Annotated in this window: 16 protein-coding genes; 4 read left to right on the forward strand and 12 right to left on the reverse strand. The window is 39.5% G+C overall.

The genetic code is table 11. The features are described 5' to 3' along the window. Positions 1–48: 48 nt before the first annotated feature. The 3 genes from PVK79_RS13065 to PVK79_RS13075 all read right to left on the reverse strand — a co-directional run bounded on the left by PVK79_RS13065 (position 49) and on the right by PVK79_RS13075 (position 6161). Complete coding sequence (locus PVK79_RS13065; RefSeq protein ID WP_257325837.1) at positions 49–1539, reverse strand: tryptophan halogenase family protein; 1491 nt, start codon at positions 1537–1539, stop codon at positions 49–51. 7 nt (positions 1540–1546) lie between these two features. Beyond that, on the reverse strand, positions 1547–3082 hold the full coding sequence (locus PVK79_RS13070) for a tryptophan halogenase family protein (RefSeq protein WP_257325839.1): 1536 nt from the start codon (positions 3080–3082) through the stop codon (positions 1547–1549). 106 nt (positions 3083–3188) lie between these two features. Beyond that, positions 3189–6161: a TonB-dependent receptor gene (locus tag PVK79_RS13075; protein ID WP_149980989.1), complete on the reverse strand. Its 2973-nt coding sequence runs from the start codon at positions 6159–6161 to the stop codon at positions 3189–3191. Between the two features lie 481 nt (positions 6162–6642). Here PVK79_RS13075 and PVK79_RS13080 point away from each other — a divergent pair, with 481 nt between their 5' ends. Next, positions 6643–7107, forward strand: a complete 465-nt coding sequence (locus PVK79_RS13080; RefSeq protein ID WP_257325841.1) for a GNAT family N-acetyltransferase — start codon at positions 6643–6645, stop codon at positions 7105–7107. Between the two features lie 59 nt (positions 7108–7166). Here PVK79_RS13080 and PVK79_RS13085 read toward each other — a convergent pair whose 3' ends face one another. Together PVK79_RS13085 and PVK79_RS13090 are read right to left on the reverse strand one after the other, a co-directional pair. Beyond that, positions 7167–8216 carry a GGDEF domain-containing protein gene (locus PVK79_RS13085; protein ID WP_257325843.1) on the reverse strand — a complete coding sequence of 350 codons (1050 nt, stop codon included), beginning with the start codon at positions 8214–8216 and terminating at the stop codon, positions 7167–7169. 221 nt (positions 8217–8437) lie between these two features. Beyond that, on the reverse strand, positions 8438–9331 hold the full coding sequence (locus tag PVK79_RS13090) for a TIGR01777 family oxidoreductase (protein ID WP_257325844.1): 894 nt from the start codon (positions 9329–9331) through the stop codon (positions 8438–8440). Between the two features lie 132 nt (positions 9332–9463). On the opposite strand from PVK79_RS13090, the gene PVK79_RS13095 reads away from it, so the two are divergent. Then, on the forward strand, positions 9464–10504 hold the full coding sequence (locus tag PVK79_RS13095; protein ID WP_182731442.1) for an AI-2E family transporter: 1041 nt from the start codon (positions 9464–9466) through the stop codon (positions 10502–10504). Positions 10505–10516: 12 nt separating this feature from the next. Here the strand turns inward: PVK79_RS13095 and PVK79_RS13100 are convergent, their stop codons facing one another. The 5 genes from PVK79_RS13100 to PVK79_RS13120 form a co-directional block, all read right to left on the reverse strand. Continuing rightward, complete coding sequence (locus PVK79_RS13100; protein ID WP_145233626.1) at positions 10517–10927, reverse strand: hypothetical protein; 411 nt, start codon at positions 10925–10927, stop codon at positions 10517–10519. Further along, positions 10914–12251, reverse strand: a complete 1338-nt coding sequence (locus PVK79_RS13105; RefSeq protein ID WP_182777518.1) for an ATP-binding protein — start codon at positions 12249–12251, stop codon at positions 10914–10916. The genes PVK79_RS13100 and PVK79_RS13105 overlap by 14 nt, the downstream gene beginning before the upstream one ends. Continuing rightward, complete coding sequence (locus PVK79_RS13110; RefSeq protein ID WP_016709350.1) at positions 12245–12919, reverse strand: response regulator transcription factor; 675 nt, start codon at positions 12917–12919, stop codon at positions 12245–12247. The genes PVK79_RS13105 and PVK79_RS13110 overlap by 7 nt, the downstream gene beginning before the upstream one ends. A 3-nt stretch (positions 12920–12922) precedes the next feature. Next, a complete protein-coding gene (locus tag PVK79_RS13115; protein ID WP_145233630.1) occupies positions 12923–13186 on the reverse strand; it encodes a PepSY domain-containing protein in 264 nt (87 codons plus the stop codon). A 218-nt stretch (positions 13187–13404) separates the two neighbouring features. Then, positions 13405–13707 (reverse strand): YciI family protein, encoded by a 303-nt coding sequence (locus PVK79_RS13120; RefSeq protein ID WP_145233632.1) that lies wholly within the window; start codon positions 13705–13707, stop codon positions 13405–13407. Between the two features lie 316 nt (positions 13708–14023). Here PVK79_RS13120 and PVK79_RS13125 point away from each other — a divergent pair, with 316 nt between their 5' ends. Then, positions 14024–15448, forward strand: coding sequence for a sodium-dependent transporter (locus tag PVK79_RS13125; RefSeq protein WP_145233634.1), 1425 nt, complete (start codon positions 14024–14026; stop codon positions 15446–15448). Positions 15449–15514: 66 nt separating this feature from the next. Here PVK79_RS13125 and PVK79_RS13130 read toward each other — a convergent pair whose 3' ends face one another. After that, positions 15515–16156: a CPBP family intramembrane glutamic endopeptidase gene (locus PVK79_RS13130; RefSeq protein WP_145233636.1), complete on the reverse strand. Its 642-nt coding sequence runs from the start codon at positions 16154–16156 to the stop codon at positions 15515–15517. A gap of 60 nt (positions 16157–16216) precedes the next feature. Next, the gene (locus tag PVK79_RS13135) at positions 16217–16810 is read right to left on the reverse strand and encodes an inner membrane-spanning protein YciB (RefSeq protein ID WP_145233638.1); all 594 of its coding nucleotides are present in this window, start codon (positions 16808–16810) and stop codon (positions 16217–16219) included. A 174-nt stretch (positions 16811–16984) separates the two neighbouring features. Between PVK79_RS13135 and PVK79_RS13140 the strand changes: the two genes are divergently transcribed. Further along, positions 16985–17254 carry an HU family DNA-binding protein gene (locus PVK79_RS13140; RefSeq protein WP_145233641.1) on the forward strand — a complete coding sequence of 90 codons (270 nt, stop codon included), beginning with the start codon at positions 16985–16987 and terminating at the stop codon, positions 17252–17254. The last annotated feature ends 8 nt before the right edge of the window (positions 17255–17262 follow it).

The following is a 17262-nucleotide window of genomic DNA, read 5'->3' on the forward strand; positions in this document are numbered from 1 at the left end:
TGTGCAAAGCCCTTTAAGTGATTAAAGGGCTTTTTATGCTCACTCAGATTACTCCGCAGAACAATATTGTTGTAAGAACGCTTTATGTGTTGGCAATTGTGCCACGCGTTGAGTAATTTGCTGTTTGATACTGAGCAGAAAGTGGCTTAACTCATCATCACTCATCAGGCTTGCAATTAAATGGTATTGTTTGGGTTTGATACCTTGACCCAACATTACTTGCACCCATGAGTCGACTCTAAAAATATCGCCGTCATCTAAAAATACCCGCCCAGTTTCTTTGAATAAACTAATTTTATGAACAAGGGTATCAGGCACTTCCATATTTTTACAATGACGCCAAAATTCGCTATCAGTGCGATCAGTGATTTTATAATGCAAGACAATAAAATCACGAATATTTTCAATCTCACTTTTTAGCTGTTTGTTGTATTCGTGGATTGCTTGTTCGGTAATACCATCAAATGGAAATAGCCGGATAAAGCGAATAATGCCCGACATAATTAAATGAATACTGGTAGATTCAAGTGGTTCAACAAAGCCACTGGCAAGCCCCAAAGCAAGGCAGTTTTTATTCCAGCCTTTGCGGCGGCGGCCAGTTTTAAATTTAATTACTCTGGGTTCAGTGAGAGTTTCACCTTGAATATTACTGAGTAAAAGCTGCTTTGCATCAGTATCGTTTAAATAACGGCTACAATACACTAGACCATTACCTACGCGCTGTTGCAGAGGAATTTGCCACTGCCAGCCTACATCATGTGCTATTGAGCGGGTATAAGGCACTATATCATCGCTAATGGCTCTAGTTTGTACTGCAATTGCGCTATCGCACGGCAGTAAGTGTGACCAATCTTCATAGCCGGTATGCAAAGCCTGTTCAATAAGTAGTCCATTAAAGCCGGTACAATCAATAAAAAAATCACCATTTATGATACTTTCATCTGCAAGAGTTAGGCTGTTTATGAAGCCCGAAGTGGCGCATTTATTAACGTGGATTATTTTTCCCTCTAGACGTTTAACCCCTAGTTGTTCTGAAAATTCACGTAGGAATAATGCATAACGACTCGCATCCATATGAAATGCATAATTAATTGGATTTTGCTGATTAAAAGCACACTTACCTTGTTTAGCTGCTTGCAGTTCATAACAGTAATCACCAAACTCGGATTCAAGTCCTAATGTTAAGCTGTGTAGCCAAAAATGATGAAATTCACCTGCCCAGCATTCTTTGCCCGTCATGCCAAATGAGTGAATATAATCGGTGTTTTTTTCGCCCCAGTTTTCAAAACTGATCCCTAATTTAAAGCTTGCTTGGGTAGCTTTCATAAATGCTTGCTCATTTATGCCAAGTAATTTATGAAAAGTGCGGATCGGTGGAATAGTAGCTTCACCAACACCAACCGTAGCAATGTCGTCGGATTCGATAAGGGTGACATTGATATTTTTACCAACGAGTTTACTCAACGCAGCCGCAGCCATCCAACCAGCTGTACCACCGCCAGCGATCACCACATTTTTTATAGGTTTGTTGTGTGTCATTGTCAGGTTAAGCCTTATTGTTTAAAAGTTGATTTAATAATGCGCGATTTGTTGGTAACCCTTGTAAGTATTTGGCAATTTTTTCACGGTTTTGCTGATAAAAATACTGCCCAGCTTTAGAGTTATTAAAGGCATTTTCAGCTGTTATATTTTGCGTGTGAAAGCCCATTCCATACAATACATATTGATAGCTGGCAGAGGGGAATACCTCTTCGTTTTCAATTAAATCAAACCTGCTTGGTGGTTGATATTGCCAAAGTGCCAGCAATTCATTCAAACGAGTAGGAATGCTCGATGGTTTTTTTATATCACGCCAGTATTGACTATCATCACGTTCACTTAATATGTAATGTAACTTTAAAAAGTCGATTACTCGCTGCCAGCGATAACTAAAGCGCTCATTAAATCGTTTAGCCAGCAAGTCCATATGAGTACGGTTTTGCGGCATTTGTTCACTTAACATGCTGATTGAAAGCTCCACCATCGCCAGTGCTGATGCTTCAAGTGGCTCTATAAAACCTTGCGACATACCAACAGCAACACAGTTTTTTACCCAAAACTGAGTGCGGTAACCAGGAATAAAACTCAGCTTGCGAGTCTGTATTTGCTCGGCGACTTGTTCACCAACAGATAGCGCGGCATAGCTTTTTAAGGTGTTCACAGCGGTTTGTTCATCACAGTATTTATCGCTATAGGTATAACCAATACCACGACGACTCGGTAGACCAATATCCCAGATCCAACCATGTGGTTGCGCCGTTGATAAAGTGGCTGAGGCGATCTCTTGTTGATTATCGTTATAAGGGAGATGTGCAGCGATAGCGCTATTATTAAAAAGAATATGCTCTTGTGTGATAAGCGTTGCGCCATAGTGCTCACCAATCAAACGCGCCCTAGCACCGGTACAATCAATGAATAAGTCGCCGTCTATGTCACCGTGCTTTATGGTGGTGAGTGAATGAATATAATCGTCATGACTATTTTTTACTTCGATGACGTCATCAATAATATGATGCACATTGAGTTTTTTTACGCAGTGGTGTTTTAAAAATGTGGCAAACTTACCGGCATCAAGATGATAGCCGTAATTAGTGACCGCCGCGTATTCTGGTGTGTGTAACTGCTTAGGTGCAAGTGCTGCTTGGCAAACAAAACTTTGCATATTAACGGCGTCGGCATATTTTTGAGTGCTTGCATGATGTTGCCAGTAAGCGTGTAAATCGGTTTCTAAATAGCCTTCGGGAGTCATAAACGGATGATAGTAGTTTTCGCCTATATTTATGTTACGCCAGTTTATGAATTTTGAACCTTGCTTAAATGAAGCATCGCAGTGACGTATAAAATCTATTTCTTCGATACCAATTCGCTTGAGCGTATTGCGCATAGACGGCCAAGTGCCTTCGCCTACACCTGAAATAGCAATGTTTGCAGACTCTATTAAGGTAATCTTTTTTTTAGGGTGTTCAGCGGCTAATAGCCCTGCACTTAGCCAACCTGCTGCGCCACCACCTAATACCACAATGTGTTGTATTTTATTATTCATTGTGTGCTCTGTTGTTTTAATAAAATTGCTATTAACCTGCAACGCAAAAAGCCGCTAACAACTAGCGGCTTAATACTCATGGCGTTAATGAGTCAATAACCCTTGCTTAGAAGTTATAACGCATACCAATATTATAGCGTGCACCATTTTGTTCTAAATTCCATAACTGTGCTTCATACCGGCCATGTTGGCGCATATTTTGTTCAGTAATGTTAAGCCCTTCGACAAAGAACGACATTTGTTCACTGTAGTTGTAAGCAATATTAAAATCAATTTGGTAATACTCTTCTGTAAAGCCCGGCTCGTTAACGTAACGGGCAGCACTGTTTAAGAATTTATCACGCCAGTTATAGGCGATACGCGCCTGAAACTTATCGTTTTCGTACATGGCTATAAAGTTAGCTGTGTCGCTTAAGCCAACAAGGGCAAATTGTGTGACGGTTGGATCAGCGGCTACATTATAATCAATATCACCATTTACTATGGTGTAGTTAGCTTGTAAGCCAAAACCCGTGTCGCCAAAGAAGTGTTGTACGGCAAATTCATAACCATCAATTTTGGCATCTTTACTGTTGGTTGGTACTTGTGCCGTAAAGTCCATCAGTGGGTCATCACTGTTTGGTAGAACGTCGTAAGCGGCTTCAAATTCTTCATAGCTCATCGAGTCAAATGCTACACCATTTTCCATTGCAGCGACCATTTGGAATAAATTTGAATCAGTAAACGCAAGACCTTGTGCCTCAAGCTCTGCTTTGGCTGCTTGTGCTCTTGGACCCGCAGATGCATCGCGTAAGCCGTAGTAGTTTTGAGTCATTGGTGATAGACCAATAAAATTATCTACTTTTTTATTAAAGTAACCAATCGACACATAACTTAGATCAGTGAAGTACCACTCAGCAGATACATCAAAATTATTCGATTCAAGTGGGACAAGGCTAGGGTTACCAGTTGCTGCTGGTGCATTAGTGGTGCCTGGAATGATCGAAGGGCCGGTAGGTACACCTACCGTTGCCGCAGAACTTAAATTGTCGTAAGTAGGGCGGGCAATAGTGGTACTGTAAGAGGCGCGAAGAGTCACATCCTCAATAACGTTAATGTTAAAATCTAAGCTAGGTAAAAAATGGTTATAGCTTGAGCTCAAGGAATAGTCATCTTTATTGGTGCCGTAACGCACATTAAAGTCGTTGTTACCTTCCCATGCAACTGCATCAGGTAAATCAATATTAGCAGTTGAGGTAATATCGGTTGTTTCATAGCGCGCACCAATCACAAGGTTAAATACCATACCATTGATTTCGTTACTGTAATTATATTGTACAAATGCCGCTTGAATATCTTCTTCAATAGTGCGATTTGTTGCAAACGCGCCATCAGCCGCAAAATTGAACCCGTATTGATCTGCCGCCCAGTAACCAATCTGTGAAGCACTACCGGTAAAGCCTTGATCAAACGAACCACTGGTATCGTAATCATCAAATTCGGCTAAAAAATTAGTTGGATCTAAATAGCCATCGGGTAGTTCACCAGGGTTTTCAATGCCCCAGTTACCCATTGTATTACGTGTTAGCGATTGTAAAGAGTGACTTTCCATTGAGCGTGACTCAATACCAAAGTCGATACTGCCGTTGTCTATGAGATAACTACCGTGTAGTCGAAATTCATCAACGGTTGATTCTTGACTTGCAAAGTTTGCATCTAAAATTGAGCTACCTACATCAGCTTGATCAAGCGCACCTGAGCAGTTTAGATTTGTGCGACTACAGTCATCGAAATCTATTACCATAGAGGGTAAGTCACGGCTAAAGTCAACTTGTTGTGCGGCCACGACATTGGCACCTAAGCCTGCATTTATCCAACTACCATAAGGCGCATCGGGTTTGCTGGTGGCTTTTGAGCTGTGGGCATCAAACGTAAAGTTCAGTTGATCACTAAAGTAGTATTGAAGGTTTAAACCGATTGAATTATTTTCGTTTACTTGATTTTGCTCTTGTAATGCTAAGCCTAAGTCGCGAGTGGATAAGTCGCGGCGTTCTTCACGGTAATAAATAGGTGTTTTAACAGCATTGTCATCAAATGTTAAATGGGTTTTATAGTTGTCCATCCAAATTGATTGCTCTGCACGTGCTTCAAATAACTCTTGCTGTGAGTAAGTATAATCAAGTGTTGCGGTAAACGAGTCAATTGGGCTGTATTGCAATGTTAATTGAGCATTAGTACGAGTTCGCTCACGATCTGCAATGGTGTAGCGCAAGTCTGATGGCATTGAATAATACTGGCCCATCGCAGGAGCATTTTCTAATACAATGTCATCTGCTGCTTGAGGGATGGTGCCATCATATTCTGTGGTGCGCCATTCGCCAACAAATGCCCCGGTTGCTGAACTATCACGCTGTTGCATACTTGCTGTGAGTGAAGCACCAAATTTAGCATCTTCATCTGTCCAGCTAAAGATCCCTGAAATTTCTGGAGTAACGTCATCGCCGACACGGTTAGTTGTATCGTGCTGTGCTTTAACACCAATATTGGCAACTAGGCCAGGGTTATCAAGTGGACGAGCGGTATTGATATTAATGGTTGCACCAATGCCACCAGATGCGATGCTTGCTTTACCTGTTTTATATACTTCCACTGATTTCACACTTTCTGAGGCAAGATTAGCAAAATCATAAGCTCGAGAGTTTGGAGCACCACCACCAGCAGGAAGAGAGGCCGCAGGCATTGTACGTCCGTTTAATGTCACCATATTATAATCTGGACCAAAACCACGCACTGTCACTTTAGAACCTTCACCATTGCTGCGGTCAATTGAAACACCGGTAATGCGTTGCAGCGATTCAGCTAAATTAGTGTCTGGAAATTTACCAATGTCTTCTGCAGAAATGGCATCAACAACCCCAGATGAGTAACGCTTAAGCTGAGTTGATTCTTTGATACTGCCTTTAAAACCGGTGACTTGAATCACTTCTAATTCACTTTGTTGTTCAACCTCGGCGGCAAACGTAGACATAGTGGTTGCGGCACCTAAAATCAAAGATAAGCTGGTGGCTAACTTTGTTTTCATTAAAATATGCTTGGACATTAGACTTCCCTCGTACTGTTATCATTATTATTTACTCACCACAAAAATGCGGCGGTATCACTGTGTGTGGAAGCGCTTCCATAGTGGCTTGTATTAATTTCTGTGGAAGCGCTTCCAGAAAGGCTAGTGTAATTTTTATGTTGCGTCAACTACTGTGTTTAATTTATTGCAGCTAAAATGTATTAAATTTGTTTAATTGGATGTGGTGTTTATTGTTTTATATATAATTATCAGTCAATTATTTTTATTTTATTTTTGTAACTTTATTAGGTAAATGGGTGTTCGCATGGTTTTTATGGCCATAAATATGAAAACAACTGAACTTAAACGGGAGGCTAAGTGAATGATGGAGTAGCAATTAGCGTAAGTAAAAAGTACCTTATTGTTATTATCTAATTGCGTTTTGTATATTTATAACGTATTGTTTATTATCAATTAAAATGGAATATATCGTACTTCCCGCGATTGTGTAAGAGTCGTTATGTTGTTAACTCACGTCAGAAATACCCACATAAAAGAAATCATGTCATGGTTTTTAAATGAAGAAGAAGTTCATGCATGGGCTGGGCCTAATTTTAGATACCCGTACGATTTTAATTCTTTCAAAAAGGGTTTAAAACTTGATGAAATAAACTCATCTGTATTGCTTGCTGATGATAATACGCTAATGGCTTTTGGTCAGTTTTATTTACGTATTGGCTGTTGTCATCTAGGTAGGTTAGTGGTTAACCCTGAGTATCGTGGCGGTGGCATTGTAGCAACACTAATTACCCAGCTCAGTGAACTAGGTCAATTAACTTTAGCTACGCAAACATGTTCTTTATTTGTATTAGCTCATAACAAAAGTGCGATTAAAGCGTATAAGAAACTTGGCTTTGTACTTGCTGATTACCCAGAGCCAATACCACTTGCTAATTGTTTGTATATGACAAAGACACCAGGCTAAGTTTAATTAGTGGTTATACTCAGTGGATTCAGTGTTTAAAAAATTACAATTCAGTTCGGTTACATAACACCGTTGGCAACATGGTCGGTTTGTTGATCACTAATAACCACTTGATCCCGGCCTTTTGCTTTAGCAATATATAAGCGTTTATCGGCTTGGTCTAACAGTGTTTTAATTGAAGCATTGGCATCATAACTACTGCTAATTCCAACACTTACTGATAAATTAATAGTGTTTCCTTTAAAACGTAAGCTATGCCCTCTAATTGCATCACAGAGTTTTTGAGCAGTTACCTGAGCTTGATTAAGAGATTGATCAGGGAGTAATAAAGCAAACTCTTCACCACCAATTCGCGCAGCAATATCGTTATCATTTAATTGTGCCATGATATGTTGCGCTATCCATTTTATAGCGGTATCACCTGTGCTGTGACCATATTTATCATTAACACTTTTGAAGTAATCAATATCGATCATAACTACCGAAAATGATTGCTGATATGCAACACCTTGTTTGAGAAGTTTTTCACCTTGCATAAAAAAACCACGTCGATTTAACAGACCTGTTAATACATCGTGATTAACTAGACGCTGAAGGTTTTCTTCAATATTTACAAATAATAAAAACGGCAATACCAATGCTGTAGCAGTGGCTAGTATTATATGGCTTACTAAAATTGCTTGTAGCCAAAGACTATAATCAGTTGCAGAATTACTAACCAAAGGAGCTGCTAACATAAATACTTGTATATACATGATGAGAGAGTGGCTAATAAAACAGCCGGACAAGATTTTTTGTCGCATTGGTGCTACGCATTTCATCTTATAAACTAAGTATGCACCGTAAATAAAGAGTGTTGCAATAACGAGACTTGTCACCAATTGGCCTGCTGTAATCGCATAGATTGGTAGTAACACAATTGCACTGGCAATCACTAAGGTTAAAAAGTGCCGATTAGTATTTCTAGTTAGATTAGTTACTTTCTGCAAACCAATAAGAGCGAGTATAGGACTGATTATGATGCACATATCTGCCAGATAGTGCGTAATAAAAGGGCTATCAAGTACTATCCGTAGACATGCTAAGATTTGCGAGACCACAAATATCATACACGACCCGCCTAAGTATAAATAGCAGGGTTGTTTTTTATACTTATAAACGGTAAAAAAAAAGCCGCCGATCAGGACATTCAAAAGTAACGAGATGCTAATCACAGTGGGTAAATGTAGCATTATGAATCTGCCTTGTTTAATCGTGCTGCTTCAGCAACTGTTTTTATAATTATTATGTGTTAGTATTAAAATGGCAAGGCAGTATTAAATTACTACATTTATTGTAATAGGTTTGTAAGTGCACTGTCTAATTTTTTATAACGAAAGCAATAGCTGCTTTCAAGAGCTTTAGTTGGTTGTACATATTGTCCGTAAAGCAGCAAATCTGCCATTTCACCCATTACTAATTTTAGAACCCATGCAGGCATAGTTATTTTTGCTGGTCGATTTAATACTTTACCTAAGCTTTGACTAAATTCGCTATTTGATACAGGTGTTGGGGCGGTCATATTAATTGCGCCACGGAGTTGCACGTTATTGATAATGTGTATAATTAAATTAATCATATCCTCGATATGTATCCATGACATGCCTTGCTGGCCATCAGCAATAGGACCACCTAGTGCTAATTTAAATGGCGGTAACATTTTGGCTAATGCACCACCATTGTTAGCTAAAACGATACCTGTACGTAATAAACATACTCGAGTATTGATTGATTCTGCTTGCAGGGCGGCTTGTTCCCAATCATGGCATAGCTGATGACTAAATTCAGGGGTCACATCAACAAAGCTTTCGTCAATTACGGTGGTTGATTGGCGACCGTAAAATCCGACCGCACTGCCTGATATAAAAGTATGCGGCGGTGTATCGCATTGGTTAATTGCAGCGCTAATTTGTTGAGTGATCGTAATACGGCTGTCTCGCAGTATTTGTTTTTGTTTTTCACTCCAGCGTTTATTTACTATGGGTTCACCGGCTAAATTGATAACGCAATCGAGATTGTTAAAATCAACCTCTTCAAGGGAGTCAGTCGCATTAATGTTCTCACCTAACAGTTTTGTCGCATTTGCAGGATTGCGGGTGAGCACTGTCAATTGATGTTCTTTGTTTAGCTCAGGGCACAAATGACGACCGATCAGGCCTGTTGCGCCGGTTATTAAGATATGCATAGCAATAAAACTCTTTTAGTAATTATGTAATCGTTATACGTAGAGTAGGCTGCTTTGATCACTTTGCAAATATTTCATTTTACAGACTTTTCACATACACTAGCTGCAGTTTATATTTTAAAGGATTGTAGTTTGGCTAGTTTAACTGGGGTAAACAAAAGTTTAGTTATCTTTGCAGCGTTGGTGATTGCTTTAGCTGGTATTAAAGCGGCAAGTGTTATTGTCATTCCGTTTGTACTTGCAGCATTTATTGCCATTATTTGTAGTCCTTTATTAAGTTTTTTTGGTCGTTACAAAATACCTAAAGGCATCGCGATCATGCTAGTGATGTTGATGGTGGTTGGCTTAGGGGTTAGCCTTGCCAGCTTAGTCGGGCAATCATTGACTGACTTTTCACAGCATTTACCTGAATATAAAAGTAAGTTACAGGATGAGTTTATTTGGCTGGTTGATGTTGCTGCCAAGTACAATATTTTGCTCAATAAAGAGCAAGTTATATCAATGTTCGACCCGGGAAAAATGATTGATGTTGCCACCGGTATGCTGACTGGCTTAGGTGGCGTGATGGCAAATTTGTTCTTAATTATTTTAACTGTGGTATTTATGCTTTTTGAAGGGCCTATGCTTAGTCATAAAATTCATATGGCATTAGACGATCCTGATATGAAAATGCAGCAAATAGACCGTTTTTTAAATTCTATTAACTCTTATTTAGCGATCAAAACAGTGGTAAGCGTTGGTACAGGCATATTAGCTGGGCTACTACTGTGGATCTTAAATGTTGACTACTTCGTGTTATGGGGGGTAATGGCATTTATGTTTAATTACATTCCTAATATTGGCTCTATTATTGCTGCTATCCCAGCAGTTTTATTAGCTTTGATCACGCAAGGACCATTGGTCGCAGGGATTGTAGCAGTAGGGTATTTAACTATTAATACCGTGATGGGTAATATAGTTGAACCAAAGTACATGGGTAAAGGTTTAGGACTGTCGACCTTAGTGGTATTTTTATCACTCATCTTTTGGGGTTGGCTGATTGGCACGGTAGGTATGTTGTTATCGGTGCCATTGACGATGATTGTTAAAATAGCCTTAGAAGCCAGCGACGAAGGGCGCTGGTTAGCGACTCTGTTAGGTAATGGTGAAGAAATCGAGTCACCTTCTAAATAACCACCGTGGTGGTCAGATAGGTTGTTTTAATACAGTAATGTGCTGCTCTAATATACGCAATTCACAGCGCTTATATACAATTGCAGCCTGGGTGGCGTTGGGTACTTTGTGTAAATAACGCCATTTACAGCTGTCTTCCAGGTATTTTTGGTAATTGATAATGCTACGTTTAAAAATTGGTAGCAACTGAGAGTTACCGGTATCTTCTTGGATTTTATTTAAATCTAAAGTGATTTTATTTATCCAGGTTTGTTGAATACGGGTTAAGGTCTCTATCTGTTTATCTAAACATTGAATATATTTTTTAGCTTCATCAGGTGTTGCTTGCTCAACGACTGTACATTGCTCTTCTGCTGCAAACGTTGTTGTACTCAGTGCTAAAAGCAGCCCAGATACAGCTATTAACCAGTTATTTTTTATCATTATAATTAAACTCTAAAATAAATTTCGCGCCGCCTAAGGTATCAGCATCTAAAATAGTCAGGTTACCGTGATACGACTTTACTAAATCTGACACAATCGCCATACCGACACCGTGTCCGCTTTCGTAGGTGTCCAAGCGGGTACCACGAGTAAGCAGGGATTCGCGTTTATCAACCGGCACACCGGGTCCATCATCACTAATAGCGATAGTGAGGTTGCGTTTTTGAATGACTTGGATATCGACTTGTGAGCGACAAGCTTTACAGGCGTTATCAATTAAGTTACCGAGTAGTTCGAGTAAATCAGTTTTGTCACCTAAAAAGTAATCTTTGTCTTTAACCGCATGGGTAAAAATAATATCTTTATCGCGGTAAACTTTACTCATTGCATTGAGGATTGAATCTAGCACCGGCTTAATGGCTGTTTGTTTTTTCCATGTATCAGCTGCACCCGTTGCAGCGCGTTTTAATTGGTGTTCGATCATCACATTTATACGGTCAAGCTGCTCTTGGGCATCGGCATCGTTGGCAAGCGGGCTCGATTTTAATACTGCCAGTGGCGTTTTAAGTGCGTGAGCTAAGTCGCTTAAAGACGCACGATAGCGCTCTTTTTGGCGTTGCTGAGTTTCGAGTAGTAAATTTAAATCGGCTTTTATAGTTTGCAGCTCAACAGGATAAAGTCCTTTAATTTCTTGAATATCACCTGACTCAATGGCTTTTATTTCTTTATCCAGTCGTTGCAACGGCCGCGCGCTCCACACAAAGCCCACAGCCATTAATGCTGCAATGGCTACACCCATGACGTACATCCAGTTTACAAGGGTTTGCTTAAAACCATCCATTAACCGCAGTAGAGCATCGTTGCGTTTTAATAAAATAAAGCGAGCATGCTCTGACTGGTCAATGTTATTTAAAATAACGGTTAGGCTAAGTTGCCAATACACGGTATTTTTATATTCCACACGACGAAAGTCGGCAGCGCCTGCTTTGGTTTCTAGTTCGTCAGGCACAAAGTTAACATTTACCGCCGACTCAGAGTGCCATACAGGCTGTTCTTCACGATAGATCATCGCATAAGTATCAGAATTTAAACGATTCAATTCAGGAGCTAAAATAGTGCTGGGCATGATAATGCCGCGCTCAGTAAAATCGACTTCTGAAATTAAAGAATATAAATGGGCTTCGAGGGTTTTTTCGGTGGCTTCGACTAACGAAGCATAGTATGCCTTACCAATAGAGAAGAATAAAATGGGTAAAGCGACTAATAAAACAAAGACAAGGATAAATCCTTGCCTTACTTTTAACGGTATTTGCGATGCTACCACTGACTTTTAAGCCTGTAACCGCGTCCGCGTAGTGTTTCTACTGGGTTTAAAGTACCATCAGGGTCAAGCTTTTTACGTAAGCGCAGTACGAATACTTCGATTACATTTGAATCTAAATCAAAGTCCTGATCGTATATGTGCTCTGTTAGCTCAGATTTGGAAATCACTTTTTGTGGATTAACCATTAAATACTCAAGCACTTTGTATTCGTATGCGGTGAGACTTAGCTCTCGGTCATCAACCCACACTTGTTGTGAGCGGGTGTGAATTTTAATAGGCCCAGCAGTCATTTCAGGATTTGCTTTGCCTGCGCTACGACGGATCAACGCGTTACACCGCGCTATTAACTCTTCAACATGAAATGGTTTAGTTAAATAGTCATCAGCACCAGCATCAAGTCCTTCAACTTTATCTTGCCAACGGTCACGTGCTGTTAAAATCAGAATTGGAATTGTAATCCCTTGTGCGCGGGCTTTATTGATCAGTTCAATACCGTCAATTTTTGGTAAGCCTAAATCAACTACCGCCATATCAAGAGGATATTCTGTGATGTGAAATAAACCAGCTTCGCCATCATGACAGAGATCGACACTATAACGTTCTTTTTCTAATGCATTACGCAGATTGTCTGCTAAGTGTAAATCATCTTCAATTACTAAAATTCGCATTTCTTAATCCTTCTTCACTTCGCCGGTCTTTTTATTGACATGAACGTCGACGACATGGCCGTCCGATTTTAATATTCTTACAGTATAAATATCGTTAAGTACGGTAATTTTAAGAGTTTTACCATCTTCGACTTTTTTAGCAAGCTCAACAGCTTGTTTTTTATTTATCTCAGCTTTATTGACTTGAGATGCAGCTTGGCTACTAGTCGAAAAAACACTCGAAAATAGCACAGTGATGGCGACGCTGAGAGCTAACACAGTACGCATGATGAAAAACTCCTAAACCAGACCTGAATAGTTTAATGAACCAAGTAGCTATAATTCAAGTGAAAAATCACTAAATCTGATGATTCAATGCAGCAGAGTTTAATTAACATCCGGTGAACAAACACTGAATTGTGGTGATTTGACTCAAAGTCTTATACCCATCGCATTAAAATCTGGTTCATTTAAATAGTATAATTCTGTTTGATTGTTGGTTTTACTTAGCCAGGAAAAACTTTTTTAAACGGTTTAACTTGTGAGTTTTCATATACGCCGCCGTTGACGTAAGGATCTGCTGCAGCCCATTCGCGAGCGGCTTCTAATGAGCTAAATTCTGCAATCACTAAAGAACCAGTAAAACCAGCGTCAGCTGGCTCGGCGCTATCAATGGCAGGTAATGGACCTGCTGTCAGTAATCGGCCTTGCTCGTCTAATTCTTGTAAGCGTGCTAAATGAGCAGGGCGGGCGGCTTTTCTTAATTCTAAGCTATTTTCAACATCAGTTGAGTAAATCATATACAACATGGTGTGTTCTCTGGATTTGAATATTATTGAAATTATGCTGATATTAGCACAGCAAAATTAATAGGCGAATAAATTACGATTAGTTTAGAGCGCTATTAAAGCGCGAAAGCTTTACGCAGTTTTTAGTTAACTTTCGAGGCTGCAAATTGATGCTGCGATTTAATCACTGTTAGCTTGAACAAATTTTAATCTTAAAAGAACAACAACCTCTAAGGTTTACAGTATCATTATATTTTTAAGCGGAATCTGCTTGAAAAGCCCAGCACAACACTGGTAGAGTCGCTTGAATGGTACAAAATAATAATAAGGTTTTTAAATGAGCGATACTCGTGAGCATTTTAGCTCCCGCCTTGGATTTATATTAGCAGCTGCTGGCTCTGCGGTCGGTATTGGTAATTTGGTTGGTTTTCCAGTCTCAGCAACAAAAAATGGTGGTGGTGCTTTTTTGCTCGTTTACGCGCTGTTTGTTGTGTTTATTTGTTTGCCAGTAATGATGGCAGAGATGGCAATGGGACGCCAAGCACAAAAAGATCCATTAGGCTCTTACAAGTTATTATCTGGTAATGATACTAAGTGGAGTTTTGCTGGCTTTTTAGCAGTATTAACCCCGTTTATGATTGCTGTGTTTTATATGGTTATCACGGTATGGATTTTTGGTTATTTAAGCCAAGTTGCGGTTGGTAACTTAGATGTGTTGGCTGATCCAAAAAGCTTTGGGGTGTTTATTAATAGTTCCAGCGTGTTTGCGTATATGGCTGCTGTGGCATTAATTGTTAATTTGATTTTAGTCGGTGGTGTTAAGCAAGGGATTGAAAAAGCAGCTAAGTTTTTAATGCCAGCATTGTTCGTATTGCTAATCGCATTAGTGGCGTATGTATTGACGCTAGACAATGCTATGGCTGGCGTTAAGTACTATATTATCCCTGATTTTTCTAAGATGAATGCCAGTGTCTTGAACGGTGCATTAGCGCAAGCGTTTTTCTCATTGTCGTTGGGTATGGGTATATTGATGACTTACGCTTCATATATCTCGAAAAAGGATGACATTGTTGGCAGTGCTAAAATGGTTGCACTGACTGATTCACTGGTGGCGTTTATTGCCGGTCTTATGGTGCTACCAGCTATCTTTAGTTTTAACCCAGATACTGATCCTACTAAATTGTCTGACTCATCTGTGTCGATGATTTTTGAGTTTTTACCAAAGATTTTACTCGCGCTACAAACTGATATTGGCTATGTTGGTGCATCAATTGTTGCGTTTGTGTTTTTCTTGCTGGTATTTTTTGCTGCAATTACCTCGTTGGTATCCATCGTTGAGGTGCCAACAGCTACGCTAAGTGACCGTAAAGGCATAAGTCGTAAAATGGCGTTACTGATATTAACTGGTAGCATCGGTGTACTGACAGTGTTATGTACTATGTCGTTTGGTATGGTTGAAGGGTTAACTTCATTTACTAACTATGGCGGAGCGTCTAAAAGCTTATTTGATATTGTGTATGATGTATTTTACGACACTATCTTGCCATTGAATGGTTTAATGGTGTGTTTATTCGTGATGTATCGCTGGAAAAAAGTACGTTTAAGTGAAGAGCTTAGCCAAGGTTGTCCAGGCTATGCAGGTAGCTTTACTGAAAAATACGTTAACTTTTCGCTATCAACCTTTATTCCGGTAATTTTAGTAGTTATATTTATTAATACCGTAGCGACTAAGTTTTTTGCTATGAGCATTTTCGGTTTTTAATTAATACAACTAATTGAGCTTCCCATAATTAAGCCGTGTTAAGTATCATTAGCACGGCTTTTTCAGTTAAGAGATTGTTGCCGAATCTAAGTACTGACCTATTCCTAATGTAAACATCCACAGTCCCCATAAGCTGTGTTCGATAACGCAGACAAACGTGGAGCGGCTTTGAGCATAGGTAAATGCAAATAATAACCCGCCTATAAATGCCAGTAGTACTGCTACCCAATTAGCATAAACAATATGCGCTAAAGCAAATACTGTGGCGCTAACAATTATGCGCACCGTTTTTTTTGGCATGATGCGTTTATAACGATGAAAAAAATAGGTTCGAAATATCAACTCTTGCGGCATGACTGACAATAATGGATAGAACGCGAGTAACATTAACCAGTCATTAAATGAGTTTCGAGGCAGCATAAACCAATTACCTTGATTAATGATCCCGTAAAAAACCCCTGAAAACAGTGCGCCGATAAAAAAGAAACTAAACAGTCGGCGTTTCACTGCGGAAAATTGACCAAGGCTGGTAAGTCTAAAGCGTTTAAAGTGGGGATCGCCTAGCAGCAACATACCGCAGACACTCATTAACACGATTAACGCGGGGATCAGCCAATTAGCAAGGTAGGCACGAAGGTAAAAACCCAGCAAAGGAAGGCATACAAATATAAATGTAAATTCAAACCAGCGGTATTGATTGGCGTTCAAGGTCGTCTCAGCGTGATTTTGTATACTAGGCTAACAAGCTAAGACGACATATTTATGACATTAAGAGCGCTTTTTATTGTCTACTTTGGGCTCATCTTCATCGGGTAAATATTTATACAACATGATGATAGTGGCAAAAAGACTGACAAATGTGATCCCCATTAAGCCAAACACTTTAAAGTTAACCCAAAAATCGAGAGAAAAGTTATAAGCGATATAGATATTTAACGCTGATATTCCCGCTGTGATCGCTATCCACAATATGTTGAGTTTATCCCAAAGCGACTCAGGTACGGTAATTTCTTGCTCAGAGTCTGATGCATTATTTAAAATGGCACTGAGTGCTTGTTTAACTAAATTTTTACCAAGAAAGTAGCGACTGATCAATAAGCTTAATGAGAGCACAGCGTAGATGATAGTGGCTTTCCACTTCACAAATTGTTCATCATGAAACACCAGCGTAAGAGTGCCTAAAATCACTGCAATGGCAAAAAACAACCATTGGCGTGTAGGCACTTTGCCTATTTTAAAATAAGAATAAGCGACCTGCAGAAAAGTGGTGCCCATTAATAATGCCGTTGCCCAGTAAATATCAACTAACTTGAATACCGCAAAAAATAAAATTAGCGGAATAAACTCAATTATTGCATGCATAGAATGCCCAAAAAATAAAACCAAAGAATAGTTGCAGAGGTTGTATCAACTTATTGTGTTGTTTACAAGGTTGACTTAGTAGTTACTAACCCTTAGCCTGCGTGCCTTTGTATTCAATCATTACCAAAATCTGCTGAACAGTGACTGAGTAAGCGGTATTTTTAGGAGCATTTTATGAATAAAGCACAACTGATTAGTGCAATGTCTGCACACAGTGAATTAACTAAAAAAGATTCTCAAGCGGCGTTATCAAGCATGCTTGCAGCCATCACTAAATCATTATCAGAAGGTGATCAAGTGCAAGTAAATGGCTTTGGCACGTTTGCGTTAAGTTATTATCCCGCACGTACAGGACGCAATCCACAAACGGGAGAGGCAATAGACATTGAAGGCGCTAACAAGCCTGTATTTAAAGCAGCAAAAGCGTTGAAAGAGAGTCTTTAACGCGTTTG

Source organism: Pseudoalteromonas rhizosphaerae, assembly GCF_028885455.1.
Lineage (GTDB): Bacteria > Pseudomonadota > Gammaproteobacteria > Enterobacterales > Alteromonadaceae > Pseudoalteromonas > Pseudoalteromonas rhizosphaerae.